The sequence below is a fragment of the Sphingomonas sp. LH128 genome, assembly GCF_000293195.2.
Lineage (GTDB): Bacteria > Pseudomonadota > Alphaproteobacteria > Sphingomonadales > Sphingomonadaceae > Novosphingobium > Novosphingobium resinovorum_A.
Genome location: NZ_ALVC01000389.1, coordinates 1 through 2,900 on the forward strand (window position 1 = coordinate 1; position 2,900 = coordinate 2,900).

Genomic DNA, 2,900 nt, shown 5'->3' on the forward strand with positions numbered 1-2,900 from the left:
GCGCATGGCGTGGGGGCGGTACCGGTCCCACCATCGGCCTTGCCGAAGGCTTCGAGACCGCTCGCGCGTGGAGCCTGCTCCATAAGCTTCCGTGCTGGGCAACGCTTGGGTCGCGACGTTTCGGCCTGGCGACGATTCCCGACAGCGTGACTGAACTGATCCTGGCGGGCGACTGCGACATAGCGGGGCGCCGGGCCGTAAACCGGGCATCACATCGCTACGCCAGCGACAACCGCGTGATCCGCGTCGATTTCCCCAAGGGCTACAAGGATTGGGCACAGGCGCTTGAAGCCCTCGAGACGCAGAAGAGAGATACCATGGGCGCGGGACGGTGCCAGCGATGATAAGATCGGCGCACGCAGATCGTGAAGGAGGTAGCTCGTGTCAGTTTCATCTCATGCCACCATCAGCACGCAGCTGAATGCAATCTTCGTTTCTTTGGAATTGAGCCGATCTACTTGGCTCGTCACTTCACTGGCGCCCGGTAATGGTGAGCGGATGTCCCGTCATACGGTACCGGGGGGTGACATCGTAGCTCTTCTCGCAAGATTTTGTCAGCTGGAGACGAAGGTGCGCGAGCGCACCGGTATCTCCTATAGTTTGGTCGTGATTCAGGAGGCGGGTCTCGACGGTTTCTGGATTCACCGTTGTCTTGTGAATGAAGGCATTGAAAGCCACGTCGTGGATGCGGCTTCGATTGCCACCTCTCGGCGCAGTCGGCGGGCCAAGACCGATCGCCTTGATGGCGAGGCGCTGGTGCGCGCGCTGCTCGCCTACAAACGTGGCGAGCCGCGGGTATGTGCCATGGTGGCGGTGCCTAGTGTCGAGGACGAAGACCGTCGGCGGATCGGGCGCGAACGACGGGTACTCGTTGGCGAGCGCATCCAGCATGTCAATCGCATCAAGGGATTGCTGTTTGCCCAAGGGATCACTGGATACGAGCCAGTGAAGGCGAATCGGCGGGCGCTTCTTGAGGAACTGCGAACCGGCGATGGCCGGCCTCTCCCGAACCACATCAGTCGCCAGATCGAACGTGAACTCGATCGCCTGGAGATGGTGATAGCTCAGATCGACGAGGTCAACAAAGTCCGGGACGCCATGTTGCCTACGGTTGAGGCCGTGGGGACGGCAAACGCGCCAGGGCTCCTGCTTCAGCTACGGGGTATCGGCCATGAGTTCGCCGGCACTTTGTACAGTGAAGGCTTTTACCGCCACTTTGCCAACCGACGGCAGGTTGCAGCGTATGCAGGTTTAGCACCATCGCCATGGAGGAGCGGTACTATCGACCGCGAGCAAGGAGTATCGAAGGCGGGCAACAAGCGTCTTCGAACGACGATGATTCAGGTCGCGTGGCTCTGGCTTCGCCATCAACCAGGCTTCGAATTATCTCAGTGGTTCAATCAGCGCGTTCAGGACGGCGGCGGACGCATTCGCCGGGTCATGATCGTAGCAATGGCACGAAAGCTGCTTATCGCGCTGTGGCAATTTTCCACGGCCGGCGTCGTGCCCAAAGGCGCCATCTTAAAGGCAGCCTGATCGAATTAGTTCGAATATCCAGCGAGGCATCGACCTCGCGGGATCCAGGTAGACGAACCGCCCCCTCCTCTGGCTTCATATGCCGCTCGTAGAGATTGGTCTCGTCACCTGAGCCAGACCCGGCGAAAGCGGGATTATGGTGCAGCCGCGTGGGAGCGGCGACCGGATGTGAGGTTGTAGCGGACCGGCTGACGGTACGCGTGAAATGGCTCAGACTTGGGGATCCGAACTTGGAGGTCGTCACGATGTAAAAACGCGCGAAGGATTTTCGGTGCCATGGTCCTGCTACGCCCGACGGCGAACTGTTCGGGGCGATCGTCTGCGGGGTCCGCTAAGCACCGGAAGGTGAAAAAACGGCCTGACCGGACACGCCCCAAAGCGGACATGCCGATGATCTCAGGCGAGCCGACTTTACTCAGCGTCCCGCATTCGCACTAAAGTCGCCAACGTATGACGGTTTTCCATACACCATTAACTGCTCTGCCGTCTTTTTCCAGTGCGGGAAAAAATCGCGCCACGGCGACGAGGCGGGAACATGCGCCTTCATCTAAATCTTTATTATTAGACGATTCGACAACACTACAGCCTACGGGGTAACCGTACTTATCAACACTTACGGCGACAGATACATCTCCTTGTATATTAGCTGCGCGCGCTCTGGCGGGATAATTGTTCACCGAAAACCATTCTTTCCCGGATCCGCGGGGAAGAGGTACGTCTCGACTAACGTTCGCCGTACTGCCATTTGCATTTTTCGGTGAAGCTGTTAGCAACTGGTTGCCAACTTTTTCCAAGCAAATCGTGGTCTGGCTCCAACGATCCGCCTTGGGAACGGCAATCTCAACCTGTACTTGATTACTGACCAGACAAAGTGTGCGATTATCCTCTAGCGCTCTCGTAAAGGCCGGTAGAGCAGATTGCTCTAATGCAACTGACATAAGGCGCTCGACGGGCCAATTAGGCTTGTGCGGGTCCATCGAACGGCTCTGTTGCAAAAATCGTGAAGCTTGAGCATGCTTGGCGGAGATTGGACGGACGGAACGATGACGGATTTCAAGTGGCGCCATTTCCAGGGTGATGTGATCCTGTGGGCGGTGCGCTGGTATTGTCGCTATCCGATCAGCTATCGCGACCTTGAGGAAATGCTGGCGGAACGCGGCATTTCGGTCGACCATACGACGATCTATCGCTGGGTCCAGTGCTACGCCCCGGAGATGGAGAAGCGGCTGCGCTGGTTCTGGCGGCGTGGCTTTGATCCGAGCTGGCGCCTGGATGAAACCTACGTCAAGGTGCGGGGCAAGTGGACCTACCTGTACCGGGCAGTCGACAAGCGGGGCGACACGATCGATTTCTACCTGTCGCCG

General features: G+C 58.3%; 3 protein-coding genes and 1 pseudogene. 3 read left to right on the forward strand and 1 reads right to left on the reverse strand.

The features are described 5' to 3' along the window. Positions 1-344 (forward strand): toprim domain-containing protein (locus tag LH128_RS25930; RefSeq protein WP_008832662.1); only part of this gene is annotated, 344 nt, incomplete at its 5' end. A 37-nt stretch (positions 345-381) separates the two neighbouring features. Then, entirely contained in the window at positions 382-1,536 is a 1,155-nt protein-coding gene (locus tag LH128_RS25935) for an IS110 family transposase (RefSeq protein ID WP_037521428.1), read from the forward strand. A gap of 434 nt (positions 1,537-1,970) precedes the next feature. Here the strand turns inward: LH128_RS25935 and LH128_RS32530 are convergent, their stop codons facing one another. Further along, positions 1,971-2,513 (reverse strand): energy transducer TonB, encoded by a 543-nt coding sequence (locus LH128_RS32530; protein WP_172705178.1) that lies wholly within the window; start codon positions 2,511-2,513, stop codon positions 1,971-1,973. 66 nt (positions 2,514-2,579) lie between these two features. Between LH128_RS32530 and LH128_RS25940 the strand changes: the two are divergent. Beyond that, positions 2,580-2,900, forward strand: a pseudogene (locus LH128_RS25940) (IS6-like element IS6100 family transposase); the annotation flags it as partial.